At 48.9% G+C, this 22,415-nt stretch carries 15 protein-coding genes and 1 other annotated feature; of the genes, 2 read left to right on the top strand and 13 right to left on the bottom strand.

Going from position 1 to position 22,415, the window contains the following annotated elements:
- The first annotated feature begins 762 nt into the window (after positions 1 to 762).
- Positions 763 to 1,052, top strand: a binding site (T-box leader).
- A 79-nt stretch (positions 1,053 to 1,131) separates the two neighbouring features.
- Positions 1,132 to 2,736: a peptide ABC transporter substrate-binding protein gene (locus EKM87_RS00170; RefSeq protein ID WP_125680603.1), complete on the top strand. Its 1,605-nt coding sequence runs from the start codon at positions 1,132 to 1,134 to the stop codon at positions 2,734 to 2,736.
- 73 nt (positions 2,737 to 2,809) lie between these two features.
- On the top strand, positions 2,810 to 3,994 hold the full coding sequence (locus EKM87_RS00165) for a metal-dependent hydrolase family protein (protein WP_125680601.1): 1,185 nt from the start codon (positions 2,810 to 2,812) through the stop codon (positions 3,992 to 3,994).
- Between the two features lie 79 nt (positions 3,995 to 4,073).
- On the opposite strand, the gene EKM87_RS00160 is transcribed toward EKM87_RS00165, so the two are convergent.
- From EKM87_RS00160 to dnaA, 13 genes are all read right to left on the bottom strand, one after another.
- Positions 4,074 to 5,183 carry a glycerol dehydrogenase gene (locus EKM87_RS00160; protein WP_125680599.1) on the bottom strand — a complete coding sequence of 370 codons (1,110 nt, stop codon included), beginning with the start codon at positions 5,181 to 5,183 and terminating at the stop codon, positions 4,074 to 4,076.
- Between the two features lie 355 nt (positions 5,184 to 5,538).
- Positions 5,539 to 5,778: a 30S ribosomal protein S18 gene (rpsR, locus tag EKM87_RS00155; RefSeq protein ID WP_048733694.1), complete on the bottom strand. Its 240-nt coding sequence runs from the start codon at positions 5,776 to 5,778 to the stop codon at positions 5,539 to 5,541.
- A 27-nt stretch (positions 5,779 to 5,805) separates the two neighbouring features.
- Positions 5,806 to 6,381, bottom strand: coding sequence for a single-stranded DNA-binding protein (ssb, locus tag EKM87_RS00150; RefSeq protein WP_125680597.1), 576 nt, complete (start codon positions 6,379 to 6,381; stop codon positions 5,806 to 5,808).
- A 40-nt stretch (positions 6,382 to 6,421) separates the two neighbouring features.
- The gene (gene rpsF / locus EKM87_RS00145) at positions 6,422 to 6,718 is read right to left on the bottom strand and encodes a 30S ribosomal protein S6 (protein WP_125680595.1); all 297 of its coding nucleotides are present in this window, start codon (positions 6,716 to 6,718) and stop codon (positions 6,422 to 6,424) included.
- A 387-nt stretch (positions 6,719 to 7,105) separates the two neighbouring features.
- The gene (locus tag EKM87_RS00140) at positions 7,106 to 7,903 is read right to left on the bottom strand and encodes a helix-turn-helix domain-containing protein (protein ID WP_164506391.1); all 798 of its coding nucleotides are present in this window, start codon (positions 7,901 to 7,903) and stop codon (positions 7,106 to 7,108) included.
- Between the two features lie 213 nt (positions 7,904 to 8,116).
- The gene (locus EKM87_RS00135) at positions 8,117 to 10,273 is read right to left on the bottom strand and encodes a BspA family leucine-rich repeat surface protein (RefSeq protein WP_125680591.1); all 2,157 of its coding nucleotides are present in this window, start codon (positions 10,271 to 10,273) and stop codon (positions 8,117 to 8,119) included.
- A 232-nt stretch (positions 10,274 to 10,505) separates the two neighbouring features.
- Positions 10,506 to 12,347 carry a BspA family leucine-rich repeat surface protein gene (locus tag EKM87_RS00130; RefSeq protein ID WP_164506390.1) on the bottom strand — a complete coding sequence of 614 codons (1,842 nt, stop codon included), beginning with the start codon at positions 12,345 to 12,347 and terminating at the stop codon, positions 10,506 to 10,508.
- 340 nt (positions 12,348 to 12,687) lie between these two features.
- Positions 12,688 to 15,183, bottom strand: a complete 2,496-nt coding sequence (gyrA, locus tag EKM87_RS00125; protein WP_404819643.1) for a DNA gyrase subunit A — start codon at positions 15,181 to 15,183, stop codon at positions 12,688 to 12,690.
- Between the two features lie 85 nt (positions 15,184 to 15,268).
- Positions 15,269 to 17,212, bottom strand: a complete 1,944-nt coding sequence (gene gyrB, locus EKM87_RS00120; RefSeq protein WP_125680585.1) for a DNA topoisomerase (ATP-hydrolyzing) subunit B — start codon at positions 17,210 to 17,212, stop codon at positions 15,269 to 15,271.
- A gap of 3 nt (positions 17,213 to 17,215) precedes the next feature.
- Entirely contained in the window at positions 17,216 to 18,370 is a 1,155-nt protein-coding gene (recF, locus tag EKM87_RS00115; protein WP_125680583.1) for a DNA replication/repair protein RecF, read from the bottom strand.
- Positions 18,370 to 18,597: a S4 domain-containing protein YaaA gene (gene yaaA, locus EKM87_RS00110; RefSeq protein ID WP_125680581.1), complete on the bottom strand. Its 228-nt coding sequence runs from the start codon at positions 18,595 to 18,597 to the stop codon at positions 18,370 to 18,372. The genes recF and yaaA overlap by 1 nt, the downstream gene beginning before the upstream one ends.
- A gap of 511 nt (positions 18,598 to 19,108) precedes the next feature.
- Positions 19,109 to 20,248 (bottom strand): DNA polymerase III subunit beta, encoded by a 1,140-nt coding sequence (gene dnaN, locus EKM87_RS00105; RefSeq protein ID WP_125680579.1) that lies wholly within the window; start codon positions 20,246 to 20,248, stop codon positions 19,109 to 19,111.
- Between the two features lie 272 nt (positions 20,249 to 20,520).
- Complete coding sequence (gene dnaA, locus EKM87_RS00100; RefSeq protein ID WP_125680578.1) at positions 20,521 to 21,879, bottom strand: chromosomal replication initiator protein DnaA; 1,359 nt, start codon at positions 21,877 to 21,879, stop codon at positions 20,521 to 20,523.
- Between the last annotated feature and the right edge of the window lie 536 nt (positions 21,880 to 22,415).

The following is a 22,415-nucleotide window of genomic DNA, read 5'->3' as shown; positions in this document are numbered from 1 at the left end:
TAAATATTAGCTATGCAATGCGCCATATTTATTCAATTATGCTAGCGTTATTCTGCTTGTCTCCTCAATTTTCCTATGCTAAGCTTGGTTTCCAATCAGTCAGGAGGTCATCCTTATCCTTAGCTTACTCACGCGTTTAATCATTTGGTTACCCACCTTTCTAATCACTAGCTTTGCCCTCTTTATGCTATTGGGTCGACTATCAGGGTTTCTCCTAGTAAGTAACAATATCAGCATCGTCTTCACGCTTATCATCCTAATCATCAGCGTGGCGGTTGCTGTCGAGATTGCCAACTGGGTAAGTTCTCGTCGCTGGCTTGGATCAGGCAACGACTAAAACCAATTCTCCACCAAAATTTCTTACACTACAGAATATAAAAACGAGGTCGGAATTTTTCCCGGCCTCGTTTTTGATAATCAACATTTTTGCCATCAGCATCTGCCGTCTTTCTCATTTTCCAACCTCCTGGGGCCGGTTTTACCGGGTAACTAGCCTAAAAATACTGGCAACCATCGTTAGAAATAAATTTTGCTGACTCCCAAACTACCTCACGTATCCAGTGAATGGTCCGGAAAATTAGCCGCCACACGTTACCGCTTACATTGCTGCTACTATCACACTTGTCCCGCACCACCCAACCATACTTCCTGTAGACCCTCGACTAACCACCACTAAAAATGGCGCGCCTTTTTTTCAAATTCACCGTTGACAAAACAAATTTCGGTGCTAAACTAGCAATTATTAACAATTGATTAGAAAATTAAAAAGTGATGATGAAGTCCAGTAGTGCTGAACGATCTTGTCAGCGAGCCCGGTTAAGTGAGAGCGGGTCAAGATTCTTAGCATGAACATCCCTTCGGAGCTGTTAGCTGAAATTCAAGTAAGTTTATACCGGAAGCATCCGTTATCAATGCAGTGAATCGCGGGAGTGGTCGTTTCCCAAAAGTTCCTAGCTTTTGAGGCTCGTCCTCTAGGAGCCCGCCGTTCATAGATAAGGCTACTTTTTGAGTAGCAAAAACTAAGGTGGTACCGTGCGAACTGCACCCTTACAGAGAAACATTTTCTGTAGGGGTGCTTTTTATTTCTCCGCTAATCACTTCTAATCAATTGAATCTAGGAGGTTGTTTCACATGAAACATTCAGTTTGGGCAATGCCCGCATCTTTATTATTACTCGTCACTCTCAGTGCCTGTGGTCAAGCATCTGGGAATACGACCAACAAGAACAAAACGTTAAACGTCACGCTGGCCAGTGAACCCGCCACCGCCGACCCAAACAAGTCGACCGATACCAATAGTGGTAACGTCATCACCCAAACAATGGAAGGCCTCTATACCTATAACAAAGCCGGCAAATTAACCGCCGGCGTCGCCACCAAGATGGTTAAACCCACCAACAATGGTAAGACCTACACGTTCACGTTAAGGAAGAATGCCAAGTGGTCCAACGGCCAACCAGTTACCGCTCAAGACTTCGTGACTTCCATGCGACGGTGGGTCGACCCCAAGACCAAGGCCCAATATGCCAGTCTCCTGAGTGCCTTTAAAAACTACGATGCCGTTCAGAAAGGCACCGACACCCCTGATAAATTAGGGGTCAAGGCGTTAAGCAAAACTAAGCTCCAATTTCAATTAACTAAGGCGGTTCCCTACTTCGATGACTTAGTCGCTGGTTACTATCCACTGAACACCGACGCCGTTCAGAAATACGGGCAGAAGTACGGGACTAGCGCCGCTAAGACCGTCAGCAATGGTGCCTACAAGCTGGTTGGCTGGACTGGTAGTAATTCCTCATGGACTTACGTGAAGAACACCCATTATTGGAACGCTCAGAACGTTAAGATCAAGAAAGTCGCCGTATCCGTCACCAAGGACGAAAGCACCGCTTCCAATCTTTTTAAGAGCGGTAAGATCCAAGAAACCACGGTTAGTGGCCAGTACGTCCGGGCCAATGCTAACGACAAGCAGCTTCACACCCACTTGTTAGGCCGGTTGCAATACCTTTACGTCAACAGTAAGAAGAAAGCAACGGATTCAGAAAACCTGCGTCAAGCTGTTTCACTCGTCATGAGCCGGTCAACGTTGACCAACAAGGTCCTTCAAGATGGCTCCAAGCCAGCGCTAAGCGCCGTTCCTCGTGGTGATCAAGCCAATCCCAAGACTGGTCAAGATATGGCCGCTCAAGTTGGCAACCTGTTACCTCAAGACGTCACTAAGGCTAAGGAATACTGGGCCAAGTACCTCAAGGAAACTGGGAAGACTAAGGTCACGTTAAACCTTCTGACCGATGATACCGATGATGACAAACACGTTGGCACCTACCTGCAATCAGTTATGCAGAAGAATTTTAAGGGCTTGACGGTCAACGTGACCTCAATCCCTCACGCCCAACACGTCGCTCGTGACTTTGCCGGGACATTTGAACTAAACCTTACCGGCTGGTCCAGCAGTTGGTTGGACGCCTCTGATTACCTCAGCCTAGCTGCCAAGACCAACACCGTGAACTTCACCGGTTGGAACGACGATCAGTTCAACGAATTGCTGAACGACGCCAACAGTAAGACTGGTTTGGCACGCTACAACGGTCTGATGGCCGCCGACAAGCGCTTAATGGCAGTCAAAGGCTACATCCCCGTTTACCAACCTTCAGAAGCTAAGTTGGTCTCCAGCAAGGTGGGCGGTCTGACCTACACGCTCCTGCACGATGCTAAATACCAATACGCTTACTGGAAATAAACGATGCCACTAGCAACATACTCGTAACCACCAATAACGAAATGAGTCACTTAAAATATAGGAGGAAACACATATGAGCAAAAAAACTTTCTTTAACTTCACCTTATTTGATGGCACCACCGATCAGAATGAAGCCGACGCCTGGTTCACCGTCGATACGGAAACAGGCAAATTAGTCGACCGCGGGCAGGGCACGCCCGCTGAGGCCGATGAACAGGTTGATTTAGGCGGTCAGTACGTCATGCCAGGATTCTTCAACGTTCACACCCACGTCTCAGCCAATCCTTTAGCGCTGAACGGGAGTCACAACTCCGAATCCGAAGTCTCCGTCTTTGCCTGGACCAACCTCCAAGCACTCTTAAAGTCCGGGGTAACTTACGTCCGCGGCTGCGGGAACGATTACGACGTTGACGTGAAACTCAAGCGCCTGCAAAAGACCGGTCAACTCCCACACACTCCCCGGATGCTGACCTCCGGCAAGGCCTTCTCTATGACTGGCGGCCACGGTGATTCCGCAACTGGTGGGCACGCCGTTGACTCACCCGATGAGATGCGTAAGGCCGTCCGAACCGCCTTCAAGAATGGTGCTGAGAGTGTCAAAGTCATGGCCACTGGTGGCGTCATGACACCTAACGATTTCATGGAAGACGCCCAATTATCCGTAGCCGAAATGCACGTGGCCGTTGAAGAGGCCCACCATAAGCGTCGCGTCGTCGCTGCCCACGCCGAGGGGAACCCCGGTATCCAAAATGCTTTGGATGCGGGCGTTGATTCCATCGAACACGGCTTCTACGTCAACGAGTCTGAAGCCAAGCAAATGGTTAAACAGGGCACCTACCTCACCCCAACCCTGATTGCCGAATGGGTCATCCCAGAATTTGGTAACGGTGACCTCCCTGACTGGGAAGTGAAGAAGGCCGCCGACGCCTTAGACGATACCTACGTTAACATGAAGCGAGCCTTCAAGTTAGGCGTCAAATTCACCTGTGGGACCGACGCGGGTACCCCTTACAACGGTTTCGATAAGACGCCCGAGGAATTTGGCTTACTCACCAAGTTAGGCATGACCAACGCTGAAGCCTACCAGTGTTCAACGTTGAACTCCCCTAAATTATTAGGGGTTGCCGATGAATACGGCACCCTTGAAGTTGGCAAATTCGCCGACTTCCAAGTCCTTAAGAAGGACCCCCTCGCTGACACCGCCAACGTGGTTCAGGCAGACAAACAAGTCTACCTTGGCGGTCACCGCGAGTTCTAAACCTCGTTAAAAAGCAATGCGTTCGCATGGGATCCGACCCCCAGTGCTGACGCATTGCTTTTTTAATGCTTGCCTTTAATTAAGCCAATCCTTGCATTTTCCGTGACAGACTATCGGTTGCCTTAATGGCTGCCAGAACGTCTCGTGGCGTTACGGGGAAGCCCATGTTGTGGATCGTCTCGCCCTTTTGCGTAGTCAAGGTGGCCACTTTTAACAGGTCTTCGTCACTCACATTTTCCAGGTGGAGGTCGGCCAAAGTGGTTGGCAAGCCTAATGCCGCTTCAAACTCCAGGTAGCGCCGGAACTGGTCGTCAGTCGCCCCTTCCAGGACTAAGTTGACTAACGTTCCGAAGGAGACCTTTTGCCCGTGTGAAAGCTTATGCACGTCACCAGACAGCGCGGTCAACCCATTTTGGAAACTGTGCGCGGCCGCTAAGCCGGAGCTTTCGGCACCCACCCCACTCAATAGGATGTTGGCCTCAATGATGTGGGATAACGCTGGCGTCACCACGTGGTCCTGAGCAGCCGCCACCGCTTGATCCGTGTATTTGAACAGTAATTCTTCACACTTCTCGGCCAAAGCAATTCCGGCAGCTGTTTGGTCAGTCTGCAATGGGAGTAAGGTTGTCGCCCGAGCCCGCGCCACGGTCTGTGCTTCTACGTTAGTCGATAACGCGTCGGCAATCCCATCAATCAGGAACCGAACGGGTGCACCCGCAATCACGGAGGAATCTACCAGAACTAAATCTGGGTTCTTATCGTAAAATTGGTATTTCAGAAATTCTCCGTTAGCGGAGTAAATAACACTCAACCGGGTACAAGGTGAGTCATTCGAAGCCAGTGTGGGCACGATGACCACTGGAACGTGGAGCCGGTCACCAACGGCCTTGGTCGTATCGTTGGTCTTGCCACCACCAAGCGCAATGACGAACTTGGCATCCTTTTGCTCACCGATACCCTGAATCCGCTCAATTTCTTCCGGTGAACTTTCCCCGTTAAATGAAATATGTTCGATTTCCAATCCATCAGCGGTCAAGTATTGGTAGAACTGCTCACCAATCAGTTTCCAAACAATATCATCCGCAATCAAGAGCCCATGATCCCCAAATGGTGCGATGTAGCGCGCCGCGTGTTGTAGTAACTGATCACCCTGAACGTATGTCGAAGGACTTGCAAATGCCGTAATCATTGAAAATACCTCCATCCTTAAGAAAGGTTTCATTCTAATCAACTAGGTGCGAATGAACAGGTAACCTGCCATATGACTGGCGCTTACCGTGAGATTCCAGTAGTTACGGGTGGACGTCTCCCCCATGATTTACTGACCTAATCCTGGCCTGTGATTAAGCTTATGACCAGAGTATGCCCCGATTTAGTTAAGGGTGCAAGTAAGATATCTTGTGAAAGTTTTGGTCAATTTCCGTTTTCTTTTCTTGTGAATTGTTCTGAAAACAGGCTACATAAAGGGATTATCAATTCACAATCACAAAAAATGGGTAAAAAAAAAGACCCGCTACATTTCTGTAGTTAGGTCTAATTCTTTATTAACCTTCTTCACTGACGAAAGGCATTAAGCCCATAATCCGTGAACGCTTGATAGCAATGGTTAACTTCCGTTGGTTCTTGGCACTAGTACCAGTAACCCGGCGAGGTAAGATCTTACCCCGTTCAGAGATGAACCGACGTAATAAGTCAGTATCCTTGTAATCAATGTATTCGATGTGGTTGGCTGCAATAAAGTCAACCTTCCGACGGCGACGGCCGCCACGACGTTGTCCTGCCATGAAAATTTCCCTCCTCGTTATTTGAGATTAGAACGGTAAATCATCATCGGAAATGTCAATTGAATCGCCGGAGTTCGCAAACGGATCAGCTGAGTTGTTCCCAGCGTTACCTTGGTTGTTATTGACCGGGTTAGGATTCGAGTTCGTAGGCGCAGATGGGGCCGACGGTGTCGGATTCCCACTCGTGTACGGATTGGCATTTTGATTCTGATTTTGAGGAGCGTTATTCGCGGAACCACCATTGTAATTACCACCGGCGTTGCCACCCGCGTTACGATTGCTCGAACGGGGTTCCAAGAACGAAAAGTTCTCAACGACAACTTCGGTCACGTAAACACGTTGGCCTTGTTGATTTTCATAATTCCGGGTCTGGATGCGTCCTTCGATCCCACAAAGAGAACCTTTGTGCATGAAGTTAGCAAAGTTTTCCGCGGATTTACGCCAAATGACGCAACTTACGAAATCAGCTTCCCGTTCACCTTGTTGGTTGGTGAACCGCCGATCAACGGCCAGCGTGAATGTGGCAACAGCAGCACCGCTTTGGGTGTAACGTAAGTCAACATCCCGTGTCAGTCGGCCAGTAAGTACTACTTGGTTGATCATTGCTGAATAACTCCCTCTCTACATATAGTTAGTTTTGAATTTAGTCTTCGCGCTTAACGATCATGTGACGTAAGATACTGTCGTTGATCTTAGCCAAACGGTCGAATTCGTTCAATGCTGCGTCATCAGTAGCGTTAACCAGGTTGATGTGGTAAATACCTTCGTTAAAGCCGCCAATTTCGTAGGCGAACCGACGCTTTGACCAGTCTTTTGAACTGATCATATCTGCACCGTTATCAGTCAGTACCTTGTCGAAGCGTTCAACCAGAGCGGTCTTCGCAGCATCGTCAAGATCTGGACGAATGATGTAGGTGATTTCGTATTTAGTAGATTCCATGAATGTTACACCTCCTTATGGACTTCAGGCCCCCGCTGCAATGCGGAAGCAAGGAGAGACACTAGCGTAAGCCAGATACTCACAAGCTAGTAGTATAGCATAAACGTAGCAGTTAAGCAAATCGGGGCCGACCGACGGGTGTTGCTGACGTTACAAGGATTAACTACGCAAAGTTCTCGTTGTTTTTTGAAAAATTGAAAATTTCTGCTATTTAAATTTCTCTGGCCCTGGACTATGCCGAACAGGGCCTTCCACCCGTGGTAACATCGTCAAAAAATTACTTAACTATCCTCACTATCAAAAAGGCGTCCGAGAACATCCCAGACACCGGTGACCGTCTTTCTACTCAACAATTGCTGCAGTGCTTCTCATTAGTCCACACCTGTCCTAACTTTGCGCAACGGCCATACTTTGATGAGCCTGTAGATAAGCCTGCGCTAACAAGGTGTAATCGTCAGCCAACAGGTAATGTGAATCGTGGGAGGTCGCCCAGTTAACACCTGCACTAATGGTCTGAACAGCTCGGTTGACTTGACCCTGCTGCAACAAGACCTGCGCATACTGATAGAAAACGACATTTAAATTTTCATCAGGATCCATGACCCGCTCCGTCTGCATAATGGCTAGTGCTCGCTCAAAGCCTTCAAAGTTTCCGGGTTGGCTGGCCGCTACCAAATAATTTTCCACCGCAATCAGTAAAACCTCCAACGACCGATACTGGGTCGGCCGCTGGGGCACCATCATCGTCAAGGCTGTCCGAACGTGTTGCAACGCACCTGTCGACTCCTGAGTTGCCTGATAGAGGGCCCAACCATAGTAGTAATAATAAGTCTTTAAGTCCTCATCCGTTTTTAGCGTGGGCAGTAGGTCGGAATCGTCCATGTAGGCCACCACCTCAGCGAAGCGGCCGGCCTGGTATAACTTGTGGACCTTACGACTAAACGTTGGCTGACGACGAATCGGATAGTTCTGACGCAACGCCTGCTTCATGGGTAACCGTAGACGCTCACAAAGTTGGGTTAACAAAATGGCATTGGGGATTCCTCGCCCCTGTTCAATCTTGTTGATCAGCGACTGGGCACACAGACCTGTCGCCAAAACATTTTGTGCGATTCCTAACTCCAACCGCCGCGCTCGCAAGCCGCGACCTAGTAACTGGCCAGCCTGTGATAAATCATCCGCCATGACACCCATCGCCCCACTTTCATCCGTAAATAAGTTACTCCCAGAGTAGCAAATCCCGCCAAAAAAGTAAACCCGTTAAACTATTTACAATAAAGAAAATATTAAATACAAATTTAATCGTAAAACATCTCGCCTTCCCGCCCAAAAAAATTGACCAAACTAAAAGGACGCCCATCTCAATTTCTGGATGATCGCCCTATCAAATAGACTTTTCTAATCTTGCCGCTTAAACCAGTGAATACTCAACAAACTTAGTCCCAGGAAGCCTGCTAATACGGCAACCCAACTCGACTTTTGTTCGTTGGTTTGTGGCAAGGTCGTGGCCGCCCGTTGCTGCGTTGCAGTTGACGATGACTTTGGCTGTGCACTCAGTTGCTGCTGCCCTGGCTGCTGCGTGCCATGGCCCACCTTTACGGCTGCTAAACCGTTCACGATTGCGGCCTGACCAGCAGTTCGGTTGCGAATCTTAGCCGCTGACCCGCTCATCACAACTTCTGACTGATTCTTCTTGGTTTTGGTTTGCTTAACCGGTGCTTTGGTTGTCGGTTTTTTAACCGTTGTGCTCCCTACGTTGGCACCATTGCCGCCAGAAAACTTATCGCCTTCATTGGTATTGGTATCTGGTTCCGGCGTTGGGGCCGGCGTTTCCGGTTCAGTCGGCGTCCCAGTATTGCCCCCACCACCGGGATTAGTGTCAGGGTCAGTTGGGGTCGCCACTTTTTGCCAAACGTACGTGTCCGCCATGGTACTACCATCGTAACCGGTATTAAGTTGTGCACTTGTGAAGGTGGCACCGTTAGGCTTATCAACCGTTCCAGTCCCAACTGCTTGCCAGAGGCCCGTGTAAACGTCCGTCACGGGGAGGTCTGGTAATAACACATTACCAGTCGTTGTGTCTCCCAGATGTGTATTCGGTCCTAAAATTAATTCCTGCAACCCAGTTGTCCCATCTAAGGCCTCATTAACGTGATCACCGTCCACGGCCGCCAAGTTAAACCCAGAGAGATCTAATTTCGTTAAGGCCGTGTCTCCAGCAAACATCCGGATCATGTAGTTAATCGTGGGATGCCATTGGCTCAAGTCCAGCGTAGCCAACGACGGATCATTGTGGAACATACTCGTGAACTGACTGCCACCAGAAACGTCCCAATCACTGACCTTAGCCGTCGTCAGTAATGGATCCCCTTCAAAGGCCTGAACGAAGATAGCGACACTGCTGGTATCCCAGTTACTCCCGTCAAATGATGTCAGGTTTGGCATACTAGCAAAGGTTCCACTCAACGATTTCAGATTACTGGTCTGCCAGCCAGATAAGTTCAGGTTAGCAATGGCGGTCCCATAAAATAGTGAAGCGGCTGAGGTCAAACTGCTGACGTCCCAGTCAGCCGCATCGACCGTGGTTAAAGCATCATCGTTGAAAAGCATCGAATCCATGGTCTTCACGTTGCTGGTAGTCGTCCCTAATTTAAGGTCAACCAGTCCCATCTTGTAGTTTGTATTGGTCTCTGGATCATAGGTGCGGCCACTAAAGGCCTCGGTCATATCCGTCACATTACTCAGATCCCAGCTGCTGAGATCCAAGCTCTTCAAGGCGAAGTCCTGGCTGAACATCTGCGTCATGTTCTTAACTTGACTGGCATCGACGTTGTCCATCCCCTCAAACGCCGTCACGTTTTCCCAGTCCCAGAACAACATCAGACAGTTTGCTGGCAGGACAACTTTCCCCTGACTACCATCAAAAACGACTTTAGTGGCACTATGGTACCGCCCGATGTTGGCTAGCGTCCCAGCATAAAAGGTCATCACGCCATCGCTATCCATCGTCCATTTACTAGTCCCAGACATCCCCGTCTTAACAATCGTTGGGGCTGCCGCCGCAGTATCCGCGAGGCTCTCTGGCGCAACGGGCGCCATCGCTCGAGCCATCTTGCCCCGGTTAACCTGAGCAACCTTGGGCGCAGCCTGTTCCTCACCGACCACTTTCTTGGGTGTCGACGTCGTGACCGTTGCCACTGGCTTGGTCGTCGATTCACCAGTTGCCCCTGCTGGTTGAGCAGGGGTGGTGGTTGGCTTATCGGCCGCTGGCGTTACCGGTTCTGGCACAGCGTCGCTAGTCGGTTTAGCTAACGTTTTCTGAGTATCTTCTTCGTTAGTTGGTTTTGATTGTGAACTAGCTAGAGTTGCTGATTGTTTCGTTGTGTCGTTAGCCGTGCTGACTGCTGAATCACTGACCTGATTGTCAGAATTGTTTGCGCTTACATTTGTGTCAGCATATGCCGTATTCACCTGGACACCAACCCCTGCGATGGCCCCCATGATTGCTAAGGTTGTCAACCTTGTTTTTGTCGCGTTCCTCAACTTTTTGGTCATGATTAATCCCCCTAAACATGTTACACATCAGTCAAACTGTCTAACAATAGTATAGGCGCGAAATGACCAAAAATCTACCCATACGAATCAATTAAGTGCCGATTTTACTGATTGTCGAATTAGTTTCTCACGCGAACCATGTTTCATGGGAAACATTCTAACTAAATTGGCACCAAAAAGGCGTTGGAACAAGGATTCCAACGCCTTTTGGTTTACAAATTATCTTTCTTAATTAATCTTGTCGTTTGAACCAGTGTGCGCCAAGTAAGCTCATGCTGAGCGCACCCGCCACGACAGCTAACCAACTTGACTTTTGTTCACCAGTTTGGGGCAACGTTGCTTGTTGTGTAGCCTGTGGTGCCGGCGTCTTGGAAGCGGCCGGCGCTGCGGTTGGCATCGTAGTTGTGGCTACCGCTGCACGAGTGCCTTTGACAGCTTGGCCAGATGCCTTAACCGTCGGCGTTACTGGAGCAGCTTTCACATTCTTCTTAGGTGCAACCGTATCTGCCGCACCGTCGTCAATGGTGGCTGCATCCCCGCCGTTAACGATATCCGGCGTTGGCGCTTCCGGAGTTGGGGCCGGCGTCACAACATCTGGCGTACTTGGATTTACCGGGGTCCCAGGATCAACCGGTGTAACTGGCTTAGGTGCCGTCTTCTGCCAAACGTAAGTGCCGGCCATCGTTGCGCCGTCGTAGGTCGCCACTAGCTCATCACTCGTGTAAGTAGCGCCCGTTTCAACCGATTGCCAGAGCCCCGTGTAGTCGTCATTCACTTGAACTGCTGGCAATGCTACGTTGCCGTAATCATTGGCCAGTACGGTATTCGGTCCCAGTACGAGCTGCGATAATCCGGTAGTTCCGTCTAACAGGTTAGTGATGTATTGACCACCAACGTTGGTTAAATTAAGTTGTGTCAATAGTGGGTCGTTTCTAAACATCCCAATCGCGTTCCCCACTTTACCGGTCTGCCAGTCGCCCAAGTTAATGGTGGTCAGATTAGCCATATTGGAGAAAGCATCCCGTGTAGCCGTCACGCGGTCAACATGCCAACCACTGACGTCTAATGTACTGAAACCAGTGCCACTTAACATATTTTGAATATTCAAGGCATGGCTCAGATCCCAGTTTGCAAAATCCACGTCGGTCAAGTTCGTGGCGTTCTGGAACATCCCCGTTAAATTGATGGCAGCATTGAAGCTCTTGCCTAATTTGACACTCTTTAACTGCATCTCTTCCAAGATGGCCGGTGATTGCCCAGCAAACAGATAACTTACGTTGGAAACGTGGCTGAAGTCCCAGCTACTGAGGTCAATACTAGTCAACGCCAGGTTCTCAGCAAAGAGATTGTTCATCACCGCAACTTGACTGGTGTCAACGTTATCCAGCCCTTCATAGGCGGTCACCTTTTCAAAACTAGCAAACAAAGAATTCGCGTTAGCCGGCAAAACAATTTTACCAGCGGTGCCATCAAAGACCACCTTAGTGGCACCAAAAATGTTGTCGTTAGCGCTGTCAAATTGGTTAAACGCCTTGCCCAGCGTCCCAGCAAAAATCGTCATCGTGCCCTGATCATTTAGCGTCCACTTACTGGTGCCCCAAACGCCAGTCTGAACATCAACGGGTGCTACCGGTGCTGCCATTCTTGCTTGCTTAGCTGGTTGCTGTGGTTGCGCAACATCTAGATTAGCTGGCTGTGGCGCATCGTGCTTAGCCGGTGTGGTTACTTTGTCTGGAGTTGTCTGTTCGGGAGTAGCCGGTGCTTGAGGTGCTGATGCTGCTGGCGTTTTTTCTGGTTGCGGTTCGGTTTTCTCACCCGCTTGTGTCTTCTCAACGTTACCGGATTTATTTTGAGATGGTTCTTCCTGTGAACGACCTAGTGTAGCCGACTTATCCTGAAGCTGATTAGTCTTTTCCGCCGGTGAAGTTACCGTCGTCTTGGGTGCTTGTTGGTCGGGTGTTGCCGCTGTATCCGCCTGAGCAACGTCGATTTGGTAGCCTAGTCCTGCCACGGCACCTAGTAATGCCAAGGTTGCCAATTTTTGTTTTGAGCTGTTCCCCAACCTTTTACTCATGGTAATACCCCTTTCACTTTTGTAACACATCCGCCTATCTGTCTAAAGTCACTATAACATGGTCGCGAAGAAAAGTACATGCTATTCAATAATTAATATATGTTTTCATTTTGCGGAATATCGGTGAAATCATACAATGGTATATCACCAAAACTAATCGCCTTGTAAGGTTTATTTTTCCTGCCAATAACGGACGACTTTCTGGGAGCCAAAGTTGACTAACATCAGCTTTAACGCTCGTTCATCCCAATGCACATTTCCAAGACTATCGTTTATCTTTAGCCAAATGAGCACGCAAAAAAGGACCCCACCAGTTGGTAAGGTCCCTTTACAAGATTATTTAATCTTCAGTTGGTGCGTCAGAATCTGGGGTAACTTGAGTGGCTTCGTCAGTTGACGGCGTCTCCTCGTTAGCAGCAGTTCCATCAGCAGCGGCTTCGTCCGGCGTGTCATCTTCCTTGTCAACTTTAGCCATGGTTGCCACAGCTGTATCGTCGGCCAAACGAATCAGGTGAACCCCTAAGGTTGCCCGTCCCGTTTCGGAAACGTCGGCACCACTGAACCGGATCATAACACCCTTATTGGTGACTAACATTAAGTCTTCGTCACCGTCCAAAGTGGTCAATCCAGCTAACGGCCCGTTCTTCTCGGTCACGTTAACGGTCTTGATTCCTTTACCGCCACGGCCCTTGATTGGGTACTCGCTAGCAGCCGTTTGCTTCCCATAACCCTTTTCGGAAATGACAAACACGTGACTGTCTGGTTTGAGCACGCTGGCACCAATGACATAGTCACTGTCCCGTAAGCGAATCCCCCGGACACCAGTTGCGGAACGACCCATCGACCGAACATCCTGAGCAGCAAAGCTGACGGCGTAACCCAAATGGGTCCCGATGATCATGTTGGCATCACCATTGATGATGTCCACGTCGATCAATTCGTCATCTTCCTTCAAGTTGATGGATTTCAGACCATTACTTCGGATATTGGCAAATTCGTCCACAGGCGTCCGTTTAACGGTCCCTTGTACCGTGGTGAAGAAGATATCCCTATCTTCGTTTTCACCAGGGTTAGCGACGTTAATAACGGCCTGTACGTGCTCGTTGTTGTTGATTCCCAGCAAGTTGATCACAGGAATCCCCTTGGCAGTCCGACCGTATTCAGGGATTTCGTAACCCTTCATCCGGTAAACCTTCCCGGTGTTCGTAAAGAACAACAACATATCGTGGGTGGAGGTCGCTACAAGGTGTTCGATGAAATCATCATCGTGCACGCCCATACCTTGGACCCCTTTACCACCACGGTTTTGTGCCTTGAATTCAGACGTTGGTAATCGTTTGATGTAACCATTATGCGTCAATGAGACCACAACGTCTTCTTCAGCGATTAAATCTTCGTCTTCCAGGCTCAACACTTCACCGACCATTAATTCAGTCCGCCGAGCGTCGCCAAACTTGTTTTGAATATCTAATAGTTCTTGGTAGATGATGGCTTGTTGCCGATCCTTGGATGCCAAGATTTCCTTGTAATCCTTGATGTTAGCCATCACTTCGTTGTATTCTTTCTCGACCTTTTCACGTTCCAAACCGGTCAAACGAACTAACCGCATGTCCAAAATGGCTTGCGATTGCTTATCTGACAGGCTGTAACGCGTCATCAATTCATTCTTAGCGACTTCCGCCGTTTGTGACTGACGGATGATCGTAATAATGGCATCGATGTGGTCCAGGGCAATCCGCAACCCTTCCAGGATGTGGGCCCGGGCTTCAGCCTTCCGTAATTCAAAGGCGGTCCGCCGACGAATAACTTCCATCTGGAATTCCAGGTAGTACTGCAAGATGGCCTTTAACCCCAGGACCTTTGGCGCACCGTTAACGATGGCCAACATGTTGATCCCAAAGGAGGTCTGCATCAAAGTCATCTTGTACAGGTTGTTCAAAATGACTTCAGCACTGGCGTCACGACGAACGTCAATGACGATTCGCATCCCCGTCCGGTCGGTTTCATCGTTGACATCCGTGATGCCTTCGATTCGCTTGTCCCGGGCCAATTCAGCGATTCGTTCGATCAGCTTAGCCTTGTTGACCATGTACGGAATTTCCGTGGCCACAATGCGTTGCTTCCCGTTCTTTTCTTCCTCAATGTCGACCTTAGCCCGCAAGGTAATGGTGCCCTTCCCGGTCTCGTAAGCCCGGCGAATGGCTGCCTTACCCATAACGATCCCACCGGTTGGGAAGTCAGGACCTGGCAAGGCCTCCATCAACTCAGCCAAACTGGCATCGGGGTTGTCCATCAAGATGTGCAAAGCACTGATAACTTCCGTTAAGTTGTGAGGTGGGATGTTGGTTGCCATCCCCACGGCAATCCCGGAAGCCCCGTTGACCAAAAGGTTCGGGAACCGTGATGGCAGCACAACGGGTTCCCGTTCGCTACCGTCATAGTTATCTTGAAAATCAATCGTATCTTTGTTGATGTCACGCAGCATTTCCATCGCGATTTTACTTAACCGCGCTTCGGTATACCGCATGGCAGCGGCTCCGTCACCATCGACGGAACCAAAGTTCCCATGACCATCGACCAGCATGTAGCGGTACGAAAAGTCTTGGGCCATCCGCACCATGGATTCGTACACAGCCGAATCACCATGGGGGTGATACTTACCAAGAACATCCCCAACCATCCGGGCTGATTTCCGGAATGGCTTGTCGGGAGTAATTCCCAGTTCATGCATATCATATAAAATCCGACGGTGAACGGGTTTTAACCCATCCCGCACGTCTGGTAACGCCCGTTGAACAATCACGCTCATTGCGTAATCCAAGAAGGATGTCCGCATCGTTTGTGAAAGGTCAACGTCGGTAATCCGACTTAAATAATCTTGATCAGCCAAATCTTTACCCTCCGTTCTTCCCTAACACACACTAAACATCCAACTCAGCGAAGGTGGCATTATCTTCGATGAACTGACGCCGTGGCGCCACCTTGTCTCCCATCAACATGGTAAAGACTTGGTCAGCGTTGATAGCATCTTCGGCATCAACTCGTAAGAGCCGCCGGTTTTCTGGGTTCATGGTCGTTTCCCATAATTGTTCCGCGTCCATTTCCCCTAACCCTTTGTACCGTTGGATTTGTGGCTTCGGTGCTGGTGGTAATTGTCCTAAGAGTTCTTTCAATTCATCATCGGTGTCCAGGTACCGTTGCATCTTACCTTGCCGGACCCGGTAAAGGGGTGGGCAGGCAATGTAAACGAAGCCGGCATCCAATAATGGCCGCATGTAGCGGTAGATCAACGTCAGCAACAAGGTCCGAATATGAGCCCCATCGACATCGGCATCGGTCATGATGATCAGCTTATGGTAGTTGGCCTTGGAAACATCAAAGTCGTTCCCAAAACCAGTTCCCATGGCCGTAAACATTGACCGAATTTCTTCGTTGGCCAGGATGCGATCCATCGAGGCCTTTTCAACGTTCAAAATCTTACCCCGAATTGGTAAAATCGCCTGCGTCAACCGCGAACGGCCCTGCTTAGCAGAACCACCGGCGGAATCCCCTTCGACAATGAACAATTCAGAGATAGCTGGATCTTTAGACGTGTTGTCAGCCAACTTACCAGGGAGGTTGGAAATTTCCAACCCACTCTTTTTCCGCGTAACTTCACGAGCCCGTTTAGCAGCCACCCGTGCCTTGGAAGCCAACGTCCCCTTGTCCACAACCTTGCGGGCAATGTCAGGATGTTCCATCAAGTAACGCATAAAGTGGTCAGCAAACGTATGATCCACAGCGGTCCGTGCATCCGAGTTCCCTAATTTGGTCTTGGTTTGACCTTCAAATTGTGGGTCCGGGTGCTTAACGGAAACGACGGCCGTCAAACCTTCACGGACATCATCCCCAGTTAAGTTGGGTTCGTTGTCCTTCATCAGCTTATTCTGACGAGCATAGTCGTTCACGACCCGCGTCAAGGCCCGTTTGAACCCTTCCTCATGCGTCCCACCTTCGTAGGTGTGGATGTTGTTGGTAAAGGTCAACAGGTTGTTGTGATAGTCATCGGTGTATTGAAGCGCCACTTCTACGGTAATGCCATTTTCTTGGCCTTCCACGTAAATTGGTGGTTCAAACAACGTTTCTTTGTTTTCGTTTAAGTAGTCAACGTAGTGGCGAATCCCACCTTCATAGAGGAAATCGTCTTCCGTTGGCGTTTCTGGGCGTTCATCACGAATGGTGATGCGCAGGCCCTTGTTCAAGAAAGCGAGCTCACGAATCCGCGTCGTCAACGTTTTGATATCAAACGTCGTCGTTTCCCGGAAGATATCTGGATCCGGCAGGAAATGAACAATGGTCCCGTGATCATCGATGGGAAGTCCCTCTTCGATCACGCGCATTGGTTCGACCACGTGACCGCGGTTGAACTTCATACCATACTTCTTACCATCCCGGATAACTTGCGCATCCAGTTCGGTAGACAGGGCGTTAACAACAGACGCACCAACCCCGTGAAGTCCACCGGAGACCTTGTAACCGCCACCGCCGAACTTCCCACCGGCATGCAGGATCGTGAAGACCGTTTCAAGGGCGGGTTTCCCCGTCTTTTTCTGAATATCGATGGGGATTCCCCGACCGTTATCAGTTACAGTCACACTATTATCTTTGTTAACGGTCACGTGAATTTCGTTGGCAAAGCCCGCCAAGGCTTCGTCGATCCCGTTATCAACAATTTCCCAGACCAAGTGGTGCAGGCCTTGGGCACTCGTCGAGCCAATGTACATCCCGGGACGTTTCCGCACAGCCTCCAAGCCCTCTAAGACTTGAATTTGGCTGGCATCATATTCCCTAGCTCGTTCTGCTTTGGTTTCGTGTTCGTTAGCCACTGCCTAATCCTCCTTTGTTGCTGCATCGCCTTGTTCGGGCGACCCATCCGCCACCACGGTCCCATCGGCCACGTGAAAAATGGTCGGGTCCTTGATCAGTTTGCGCGTGATGCCGCTCAAACTGGTGGTAGTGATAAACGTCTGTACCTTGTCCTGAATCGCCGTCAATAAGTGCGTTTGACGAGCATCATCCAGTTCTGAAAGTACATCATCAAGCAATAAGACTGGGTATTCGCCAGTCTCTTCCTTCATCAAATCAATCTCGGCAAGTTTGACACTCAATGCAGTTGTCCGCTGTTGGCCCTGTGACCCGAACGTTTGCACGTTCTTCCCGTTAACCTGGAAATGCAGGTCGTCACGGTGAGGACCAACCAAGGTCGTGCCCTGATAGAGCTCTTTTTCCTGCTGCTTCGCGTAGAGCGCGGTCAGCGCATCACAGATGGTCTTGGCGTCCGTTAACTGGTCGTCAGCCACCTGCGTGGCGTAGTGAAACGTCAGCTCTTCACGTTGCTGCGAAATCTCAGCATGAATGGCTTGCGCCCAATGCTCCAATTTCTTCAGCATCGTCAACCGCGCCATGATGATCTCCGCCCCGAACGCTGCTAACTGATCCGACAGGACAGACAAAAAAAGGAGGTCCTTTTTTTGCTTGTGCTGGAGATCCTTTAGGTACCGATTTCGCTGTTTTAACAACGTCCGGTACTGGCTCAAGTTGTAGAGATACCGCGGATTCATCTGACCAAATTCCATGTCCATGAAGCGCCGCCGAACGGTCGGGGCACCTTTAACAATGGCAAGGTCTTCCGGTGCAAACAAAATCACGTTGAGCTGTCCCACGTATTGAGACAACCGGGCTTGCTCCAAATGATTGACCTTGGCGCGCTTCCCCTGGCGTGAAAATGTGAGCTCTAACGGCACCGTGCCGGCAGATTTAACGACACGGCCACTGACCTTGGCCGTTTTGGCCTGCCAATTGACCAAATCATGGTCATTGGCGGTACGGTGACTGCGCGTTAACGCCAGCACGTAAATTGCCTCTAATAGATTGGTCTTGCCTTGCGCATTTTCACCAAGCAAGACATTAATGCCCTGCCCCAACTGCAAATCAGCCGTTGGATAGTTCCGAAAATGCTGCAGCTGCAACTCTTGCAAATACATTATTCACCCTGCTTTGAGCGTATAAAAAACAATCCCGTATCAGGCACTTCCACCGTATCACCAGGATACAGCTTACGGCCACGCCGGTTGTCCGGCTCGTCGTTAATATTTACGGTGTTTTCGCGTAAATACCACTTGGCTTGGCCGCCAGTACTGATAATGGATTCTTCCTTGAGTAACTGGCCTAAAGTGATGTAGGGCGTGTCAATGAAAACTTCTTTTTTCACAATTTCACCCCTTAATTTTCTTCTCTTATATTATACCGCTTTTTAAACGAAAGGTACAGGTTGACCACCTTATTTTTGCGTTCTCAGCCGATTTAGGGCGTTTATGATATTTTTGGTAAAAAGCCACTAAATTTGCTCAGAACAAAAAAGAACCCGCTTATATCAAAATATGCCTTTTTTTGTGCTCAAATCCAGCTTTTGCCGTTTATTAGCCGAAAATAGGCATTAATTGCGCACGCAAGTACTAATTTTACGACAAAATAAAGCCAGTTTTCACTTAGTTTGCAAGGCTTCATCCACCGTGAGTGTTTACCTGGACCAATTCGCAAAATTCGCGGGTGACAGACCGTGGCTGAACCCTCTCAAAAATCTCAGGCACCATTTATTTGCTACTCGGAGCTAGCTGCTTTCTGTCACACATTCCGGTGAGCTGAAATCAGCGACAAAAAAAGAGCCTGAGACCTGTGCCTCAGACCCTTTCTTAAACTGCGATGTAATCCAAGTCGTTCGTCTAGAACGTCCGGACTGGCGTAATCAGTTGAATAAAGTTACTCGTATCTTCGGTTGGGACCAACGTAAATGGTCGCAAAGCTGAGGTGAAGGCCACCCGAATCGTCGCCTGACCAAATGAATGGAGCGCATCCTTCATGTAATCAGGGTTGAAGGAGATTTCAAGGTCTTCCCCATCCAGAGCCTTAGGTGCCAATTCTTCTTCAACGTTCCCCACATCAGGAGAGTTACTGAAGATCGTGACCTGATTGTCTGCGGGAGTCAGCGTCAATTTAACCACGTTGTTCCGTGATTCATGAGACAACAGAGAGGCCCGTTCGACGGCTGCCAATAATTCTGGCGCTTCGAATTCGACGGTCGTTGAGGCATCTTTAGGAATCAGCCGTGAGGTATCGGGATAGTTTCCCTCTAACAAACGTGAGTAAAAGGAGGTATCACCCAATAAGAACAGAACTTGGTTTTCAGAGAACTGCATCTTCACATCAGCATCGTCATCCCCGATCATCCGTGAGAGTTCAGTCAAACTCTTCCCTGGAATAATCACGTCAAATGAGGCTTCACTAGGCGTTGGCAGTTCAATCTGGCGTTGACTCAACCGGTGACTGTCCGTGGCGACAGCCAAGAATTGGTTATCTGCTAAGACAAAGTGAACCCCGGTCAAGATTGGTCGACTTTCCTGGTTGGACACGGCAATAACGGTCTGACTGATCAATTCCTTGAAGACAGCACCAGAAAGGACGACTGAATCAGCGGCATCGATCTCTGGTAAGTGCGGATAGTTATTTGCATCTTGCCCGTTAATGTTAAAAGCGGCTGAACCAGAAGTAATTTCCGTTTGAAACCCGTCTTTAACGGTTACGGTCATATCTTTTTCAGGCAATCGTTTAACGATTTCACTAAAGAAGCGAGCCGTTAAGACAATGGAACCAGGTTCATCAATGGCTAAGCCAATGTCTGGGTCATCAGCACGAATCAACGTTTCAATAGAAATATCTGCGTTAGATCCGGTTAAAAGTAACCCAGCGTCACTCGCAACGATTTTTAATCCCGTCAAAATGGGAATCGTGGTCTTGGAAGAGATGGCCCGGGAGACGTTATTCAATTCCTTAATGAACGCAGCCCGGTTAATTGAGAATTTCATAGATTGGACACTCCTTTTTCGTGGTGCGGGTTATTTACTTAATTAAAAGAAAAAAATAGTAGCCGTAGTAGAGCGGTGTATTCTGTGGATAACTTTGAGAAACTACTAAGCAGTTACGGTTTTCCACCTGTGGATAACTTGTGGAAAACTTCAAGGGTTATTCTTTTTTATCCACACACCGTGGGCTTGCTACTTCTCATGATACCCCAATCGGTCACAAAAAGACCGTCGTGAGTCCGTAACTTTAGTCGCTAGACTCAGACGATCCCCTCCTAACGATGGAGGTCTTCTTTCAGACTATCGATATCCTTTTGTAGTTCAGGATCAGTCTTTAAGGAGTCCGCAATTTTGTCGTAGGCGTGGATGACGGTAGTATGGTCCTTTCCGCCAAATTCATTGCCGATCCGTGGTAAGGATGCTTCGGTCAATTCGCGTGAGAGATACATGGCAATCTGCCGGGGCATCACAATCGCCTTTTTCCGCTTTTTACCCTTTAAGTCTTTGAGTGAGACGTGAAAATAGGTGGCGACTTTATCTTGAATCAAGGGAATGGTGATGGCGTCGCTAGCGTTGGCGAGGTTCAGACTCTTGAGCGCTTCGGCTGCCAGGTCGGTGGTAATCGGCTGATGCATGAGTTGCGAATAAGCCTGAACACGGGCTAAAGCGCCCTCAAGTTCACGCACGTTGGAGTCGATTTGACCGGCGATATAACTGAGTGTGTCATCGGGGATGTCGATTTGATCGGCATCCGCCTTATTACGTAAGATGGCAATTCGCGTTTCGAGGTCTGGTGGCGTGATGTCTACGGACAATCCCCAAGCGAACCGGGAAACTAACCGGTCCTGTAGCTTAGGAATTTCGTTAGGCAGACGGTCGGACGTCAAAACAATTTGTTTGCCATCGTCGTAAAGTGCATTAAATGTATGGAAGAACTCTTCTTGGGTTCCTTCCTTATTAGCGAAGAACTGAATATCATCGACCAGTAGCAGATCAACGTTACGGTACTCCTGTCGAAACTGCTCCTGCGTCCGAGTTTGAATCGCATTAATGAAGTCGTTCGTGAAGGCCTCGCTAGTCACGTATTTAACCTTGGTGTCCGGGTGATCTTCAAGCATTTTGTTGCCGATCGCGTGCATCAAGTGGGTCTTGCCCAAACCAACGCCACCATAGAAGAATAGCGGATTGTACATCACGCCGGGTTCTTCTGAGACGACCAGGGCCGCTGCGTGGGCCATCTGGTTACCTTTTCCGATAACGAAAGTGTCAAACGTGTAGCGCGAATTCAACGCCGTTTCCTTCATAAAGGTTGGCGTTGGTTCCGTTGAGGCCGCTTCTCCAGGAGTCGCGGTCTTGGCTTTGAGCGTCGCTTGTTGCTGACGCTCCCCTTCCAAAATAAGGACGGGCTGAATATCTTCGTGAGCGGCTTGGTATGCGTATTCTACCAATTGCTGGTCCAGGTGTTGATGGGTCCAGTAATCACGATGCAGGGGTGATGGGAGTTCCAACGTTAATTTGTTGCCTTCGAGGGCAATCGGCTTGGCTGTTTCGATCCAAGTCGCGTAGGCCGTCTTGGAATTGTTCTCTTCGAACAACGCCTTGATATCAGTCCACAAAGTTAACATGTCTGGCACTGATGTATCCCCCTATTTTAGTTTAGATGCTCATTTATCAATTGGGCATAGTCTCCCCAAAAGAAAACGTAAATCCAGTGTAGCATGAAGAAAAAAAGTTTTCCACAGGGTATTGGAGCCTGTGAATAATTGTTTCACAGGAAGTGAATAGAGTTTTCCACAGGCTTGTGAGAATCTGTGGATAGTTTTCCTTTGTTTTAGTTATGCACAGAAGTCTGTTCTCTGATAACCGCATAGCAACAAGTGTTTCACAAGTTATCCACAGAATTAACAAAACCCAATTTTTAAAAATTAACAGCCTGTGGAACGGTGGATAACTCGGTGGCCAAGTCCGAAATAACTTTTTCTAGATATTAGAGTTATCCACAAGCAAAGTGCATGAAACAAATTTTACTGGGAACAACTTTTTCTATGAAATCGAAACTTGCTATTTCAATCCAGCCGTTTTTATGCTAATATGTTCAGGAAATGCATTTACTAGATGTATCCAAGTCTGGGACTCCCAGATGAAAATATAGTCATAGTTAAGAGAGGAG

This window comes from Levilactobacillus yonginensis, from assembly GCF_003946265.1.
In the GTDB taxonomy this organism is placed as follows: Bacteria; Bacillota; Bacilli; order Lactobacillales; family Lactobacillaceae; genus Levilactobacillus; species Levilactobacillus yonginensis.
The sequence above is the reverse complement of the archived record's forward strand: the minus strand, read 5'-3'. Positions and strand labels throughout refer to the sequence as shown.

Excerpts from the sequence above, each read along its gene's own strand:
- EKM87_RS00130 (WP_164506390.1), bottom strand. The coding sequence starts at position 12,347 with ATGAGTAAAAGGTTGGGGAACAGCTCAAAACAAAAATTGGCAACCTTG.
- rpsF (WP_125680595.1), bottom strand. The coding sequence starts at position 6,718 with ATGGAATCTACTAAATACGAAATCACCTACATCATTCGTCCAGATCTT.
- dnaN (WP_125680579.1), bottom strand. The coding sequence starts at position 20,248 with ATGAAATTCTCAATTAACCGGGCTGCGTTCATTAAGGAATTGAATAAC.
- rpsR (WP_048733694.1), bottom strand. The coding sequence starts at position 5,778 with ATGGCAGGACAACGTCGTGGCGGCCGTCGCCGTCGGAAGGTTGACTTT.
- EKM87_RS00135 (WP_125680591.1), bottom strand. The coding sequence starts at position 10,273 with ATGACCAAAAAGTTGAGGAACGCGACAAAAACAAGGTTGACAACCTTA.
- EKM87_RS00165 (WP_125680601.1), top strand. The coding sequence starts at position 2,810 with ATGAGCAAAAAAACTTTCTTTAACTTCACCTTATTTGATGGCACCACC.
- ssb (WP_125680597.1), bottom strand. The coding sequence starts at position 6,381 with ATGATCAACCAAGTAGTACTTACTGGCCGACTGACACGGGATGTTGAC.
- EKM87_RS00170 (WP_125680603.1), top strand. The coding sequence starts at position 1,132 with ATGAAACATTCAGTTTGGGCAATGCCCGCATCTTTATTATTACTCGTC.
- EKM87_RS00160 (WP_125680599.1), bottom strand. The coding sequence starts at position 5,183 with ATGATTACGGCATTTGCAAGTCCTTCGACATACGTTCAGGGTGATCAG.
- gyrA (WP_404819643.1), bottom strand. The coding sequence starts at position 15,183 with ATGCGGACATCCTTCTTGGATTACGCAATGAGCGTGATTGTTCAACGG.
- recF (WP_125680583.1), bottom strand. The coding sequence starts at position 18,370 with ATGTATTTGCAAGAGTTGCAGCTGCAGCATTTTCGGAACTATCCAACG.
- EKM87_RS00140 (WP_164506391.1), bottom strand. The coding sequence starts at position 7,903 with ATGGCGGATGATTTATCACAGGCTGGCCAGTTACTAGGTCGCGGCTTG.